Genomic DNA, 4,552 nt, shown 5'->3' on the forward strand with positions numbered 1-4,552 from the left:
CGGGGGCAAGCCCCCTCCCACAGGGGGACGCATTCCAACTGTGGGAGGGGGCTTGCCCCCGATGGCGCTGGTACAGCCACCACAAAAAGCTCAACGCAACGCGTAATCCGCCACAATCCCGACAAAAATCGCCAACCCGGCCCAGTGGTTGTGCAAGAACGCCTTGAAGCATTTCAGGCGGTCCCTGTCGCGGGTGTACCAGAATTCCCAGGCAAAACAGCCCGCCGCCGCCGCCAACCCCAGGTGGAACCAGCCTCCCAGCTCGAACCTTGCGCCTGCCAGCAACAGGCATAGCAGCGCCAGGCCTTGCAGGGTGAGGATGATTACGCGGTCGGCCTCGCCGAACAGAATCGCGGTGGATTTAACCCCGATCTTCAAGTCGTCGTCACGGTCGGTCATCGCGTAATAGGTGTCGTAACCCACCGTCCACAGCAGGTTGGCGATATACAACAGCCACGCCGCCGCGGGCAGGTTGCCGGTCTCGGCGGTGAACGCCATCGGCATGCCCCACGAAAACGCCGCGCCCAACACCACTTGCGGGTAATAGGTGTAGCGCTTCATGAACGGGTAGCTGGCCGCCAGCGCCAGGCCGCCGAGGGACAGCAGGATGGTGGTGGCATTGGTCAGCAGCACCAGCAGGAAACTGATGCCCATCAGCACCGCAAAGAACACCAGCGCCTCTTTGGAGCTGATCTTGCCGCTGACCAACGGGCGCTGCTCGGTGCGCTTCACATGGCCATCGACCTTGCGGTCGGCCCAGTCATTGATCACGCAGCCGCCGGCACGCGTCAGCACCACACCGAGCACAAAAATCACGATATTGATCAACGACGGCGAGCCCTTGCCGGCGATCCACAGCGCCCACAGCGTCGGCCACAGCAGCAGGTAGATGCCGATCGGCTTGTCCATGCGGGTCAACTGAATGAAATCCCAGGCCCTGGGGTTCAGGTGGTTGAGGGATTTGAGCAGGCGTTGATACATCAGCAATTCTCCGGGTGGGCATGCAACGCGTGCCAGAAACTCGGCAAGAAGATTTCCGCCACCAGCACGCTCAGCGCCCCGCGGTCGAACCGCGAGCGGCGCGCCCACAGGCCGTCGGCCTGGTCCGCCGTGGGCAGCCATTGCCGTGGGTAACGACACACTTCAAGCGCCTGGCGGGTGAAGGCGTGATCGCAAAACAGCAATTCACCCAGCGAGCGGCTGCCCAATTGATCCATGTGCAAACCGTCGCCCTGCAAGGCACTGCGCGCCGCCACGCTGCGGGCAAACACCCACGGCTGGCCATGCCCGCGCAAATACACCTCGCGCACCCAGCCGATACTGGCCGGGGCCAGGTTCAAGGCGGCGCATTCATCGTCGCGCAGGGGCTGCCAGCCTTCGTACAGCGGCGTCACGCTGAAGCCGTCGTCTGACAGCCACGTCAACCGCCGCGTCAGCGAGCCTTCGTCGAACAGCCAATTGAGGGTCAAGGGCGCAGGCAACGGGCTCAGAAGGCTCTGGGTCAGCCATTGGCAAGCATCGGAAAGGGCGATTGAGTGCGGCACGGTGCGTCAGTATTGGCAGCAAAAGAGGCGGCGAGCTTACCATGGCGTCCTGAGCTTTTGCCGTGCCGAACCGGCCGTTTGCGTCGATCATGCTTGCATCTGCCGGCCCCGATCAGTACAAAACGCCCTGAGCCGCACGGCAACGTAGGTCTATCGACCGTCGGCCAAGATGCCTGGAACCTGAGGAAGCACGTAATGAAGAAGTGGCAATGTGTAGTCTGTGGCCTGATCTATGACGAAAAAGACGGCTGGCCGGATGACGGAATCGCGCCGGGCACCCTGTGGCAGGACGTTCCCGAAGACTGGCTGTGCCCGGACTGCGGCGTAGGCAAAATGGATTTCGAAATGATCGAAATCGGCTAATTTTCAGTTTCAGAGACGTACTACAAGGAGAAAGGAATGAACGCACCTGTCGTGATCATCGGCACAGGATTGGCCGGTTACAACCTGGCCCGGGAGTTTCGCAAGCTCGACAGCGAGACCCCGTTGCTGCTGATCACTGCGGATGACGGGCGCTCCTACTCCAAGCCTATGCTCTCCACCGGCTTTGGCAAAAACAAGGAAGCCGATGGCCTGAGCATGGCCGAACCGGGTGCCATGGCCGAGCAACTCAAGGCCGAAGTGCGCACCCACACGCGCATCAGCGGCATCGACCCAGGCCACAAGCGCCTGTGGATCGGCGAGGAAGCGGTGGGCTACCGCGACCTGATCCTGGCCTGGGGCGCCGAGACGGTGCGGGTGCCGGTCGAAGGTGACGCGGCAGAGCTGATTTTCCCGATCAATGACCTCGAAGACTACGCGCGCTTTCGCGCTGCCGCCGCCGGCAAACGTCGCGTGCTGGTGCTGGGCGCCGGCCTGATCGGCTGTGAATTCGCCAACGACCTGATCCTCGGCGGCTATGAAGTCGACCTGGTCGCGCCGTGCGAACAAGTCATGCCGACCCTGCTGCACCCGGCCGCTGCCGCCGCCGTGCAGGCCGGGCTGGAAAGCCTCGGCGCGCGCTTCCATTTGGGCCCGGTGCTCAATCGCCTGGAGCGCAGCGCCGATGGCCTGGAGGCGCACCTGTCGGACGGTGAAGTCATCCAGTGCGACCTGGTGGTCTCGGCCATCGGCCTGCGCCCGCGTGTCGACCTGGCCGCGGCGGCCGGCCTGCAGACCAACCGCGGGGTCATGGTCGACCGCCATCTCAAGACCTCCCACGCCAATATCTATGCGCTGGGCGACTGCGCCGAGGTCGATGGCCTGAACCTGCTGTACGTGATGCCGTTGATGAGCTGCGCCCGTGCGCTGGCCCAGACCCTGGCCGGCAACGCCACGGCGGTCAGCTACGGTGCGATGCCGGTCACGGTCAAAACCCCGGTCTGCCCGCTGGTGGTCTCGCCACCGCCGCGCGGCACCGAAGGCGTGTGGAGCGTCGAAGGGCAGGGCGCCGACATCAAGGCCTTGTGCCGCGATGCCAGCGGCCGCCTGCTGGGTTACGCGTTGACTGGCAGTGCCGTGATGGAAAAACTGGCCCTCAACAAAGAACTTCCACCGTTGCTGGCGTAAATACCGGTCGTTCTGTCGGAATAAGCCTGTTTTTGCCCCTAGAAAGGTCGCCGCGAGACTGGCGCGGCGTACCTGGGCATGCCATCCTCACTCCCGTCTGCCGCAGAGTAGAGCCTGCGGCGCCTTGGGCGCTGCTCCGTTAGAGAGCAGCACGGACATAACAACAAAAAACCGTCAAAGAGGCTTCACTTATGCGTAAACCAGAACTCGCAGCCGCCATCGCTGAAAAAGCAGACCTGACCAAAGAGCAGGCCAACCGCGTCCTCAACGCCGTTCTCGAAGAAATCACCGGCGCCCTGCACCGTAAAGACAGCGTCACCCTGGTTGGCTTCGGCACCTTCCTGCAACGCCACCGCGGCGCCCGCACCGGCAAAAACCCGCAAACCGGTGAGCCTGTGAAGATCAAGGCGAGCAACACCGTTGCGTTCAAGCCGGGCAAGTCGCTCAAAGACAGCGTCAACCCGTAATAGCGGTACCGTCTGAAGGGAGGCGGGTGGTAGGAAAAATGGGCACGCCGACTGGGTCGGGTGCCCATTTTTTGTGGGGTGTTATTAAGCTTTTTAGTGACTTGCTCGTCTCAAGTAAACTGAGTCAGGAAATAGCCACCCAGATCTCCTTCTTTCATCTTCTTCGCCCGATTATCAGCAAAAATATAGCCGATACCGCCACCGAATAACCCTTCGTGGCCAGGGCTTATTTTTGTGATGTCGGTTTCGGTTAGCTGTGCCAAAAAATAGTAGCGAGGGCTTTCATATAACGGGTCTTGCAACCAAGCGGGTCGTCCTAGAACTTTGCTGATCCCCGCGCCACTGTCCAAGTCTTCCAGCTCTTCTTGCATTTGGTCGGGTGTCAGTGGTTGCTGGGCAATATAGGTTCGTGGGATTGGATCAACCAACATCGCGGGTTTGAGTTCAGAAGGCGCAAGCGTATGAAGCAAAACGCAGCTATGGCCAAGTTGAAGTTTTTCCATCTCTCTTTGTTGATGGACAGCCAATTTGCGTGCCGAAGGCCGTGTGCAGGTGTCATCATTTCGCTCAACGCAAACAAAAACGGTCAGCGCCATCCCTGGAGGTAAAAATGGTACACGTAGAAAAGTAGAGGTCATCGTTATCACAGGCAGCATGAACAGATAAAGGGGACGGATCTATTTAATTGTCGACCCTTAAATAAATCTGTCCCCTTTCCCCGAGGCTTGCCATCCTTCACGCCGACATAGGTGATATGAGTGGCATTGGCCGGGTTACCTGCCCAGCCCCATGGATCAACCCATCCAATCGGATTTGGAGCGTACTGGTAAAGGTTGAATCCACCCAACAACCCAATCGGATCCGGCGTCGTAAACCTCCCCACATCCGGATCATAAAACCGAAATGTGTTGTAGTGCAGCCCAATCTCCCGATCCAGATACTGCCCCTGGAACCGCAAATTCTGCTCTTCGATAAAGTACGCCTCACGCACTT

At 60.3% G+C, this 4,552-nt stretch carries 7 protein-coding genes; 3 read left to right on the top strand and 4 right to left on the bottom strand.

Annotated elements, in window-relative coordinates:
* Window positions 1–90 precede the first annotated feature (90 nt).
* Together ubiA and WBR57_RS23470 are read right to left on the bottom strand one after the other, a co-directional pair.
* Window positions 91–981 carry a 4-hydroxybenzoate octaprenyltransferase gene (gene ubiA, locus WBR57_RS23465; RefSeq protein WP_424087106.1) on the bottom strand — a complete coding sequence of 297 codons (891 nt, stop codon included), beginning with the start codon at window positions 979–981 and terminating at the stop codon, window positions 91–93.
* Window positions 981–1,544 (bottom strand): chorismate--pyruvate lyase family protein, encoded by a 564-nt coding sequence (locus WBR57_RS23470; protein WP_424087108.1) that lies wholly within the window; start codon window positions 1,542–1,544, stop codon window positions 981–983. Before WBR57_RS23470 ends, ubiA begins: the two co-directional genes overlap by 1 nt.
* Before the next feature lie 195 nt (window positions 1,545–1,739).
* On the opposite strand from WBR57_RS23470, the gene WBR57_RS23475 reads away from it, so the two are divergent.
* The 3 genes from WBR57_RS23475 to WBR57_RS23485 all read left to right on the top strand — a co-directional run bounded on the left by WBR57_RS23475 (window position 1,740) and on the right by WBR57_RS23485 (window position 3,559).
* The gene (locus tag WBR57_RS23475; protein WP_003213373.1) at window positions 1,740–1,907 is read left to right on the top strand and encodes a rubredoxin; all 168 of its coding nucleotides are present in this window, start codon (window positions 1,740–1,742) and stop codon (window positions 1,905–1,907) included.
* Between the two features lie 36 nt (window positions 1,908–1,943).
* Complete coding sequence (locus WBR57_RS23480; protein WP_424087110.1) at window positions 1,944–3,092, top strand: NAD(P)/FAD-dependent oxidoreductase; 1,149 nt, start codon at window positions 1,944–1,946, stop codon at window positions 3,090–3,092.
* A 191-nt stretch (window positions 3,093–3,283) separates the two neighbouring features.
* Window positions 3,284–3,559, top strand: a complete 276-nt coding sequence (locus tag WBR57_RS23485) for an HU family DNA-binding protein (protein WP_003213368.1) — start codon at window positions 3,284–3,286, stop codon at window positions 3,557–3,559.
* 110 nt (window positions 3,560–3,669) lie between these two features.
* On the opposite strand, the gene WBR57_RS23490 is transcribed toward WBR57_RS23485, so the two are convergent.
* Complete coding sequence (locus WBR57_RS23490) at window positions 3,670–4,197, bottom strand: hypothetical protein (RefSeq protein WP_424087112.1); 528 nt, start codon at window positions 4,195–4,197, stop codon at window positions 3,670–3,672.
* 5 nt (window positions 4,198–4,202) lie between these two features.
* The coding region (locus tag WBR57_RS23495) for an RHS repeat-associated core domain-containing protein (protein WP_424087114.1) at window positions 4,203–4,552 on the bottom strand (350 nt) is incomplete at its 5' end.

This window comes from Pseudomonas sp. (assembly GCF_049590575.1).
Classification (GTDB): domain Bacteria; phylum Pseudomonadota; class Gammaproteobacteria; order Pseudomonadales; family Pseudomonadaceae; genus Aquipseudomonas.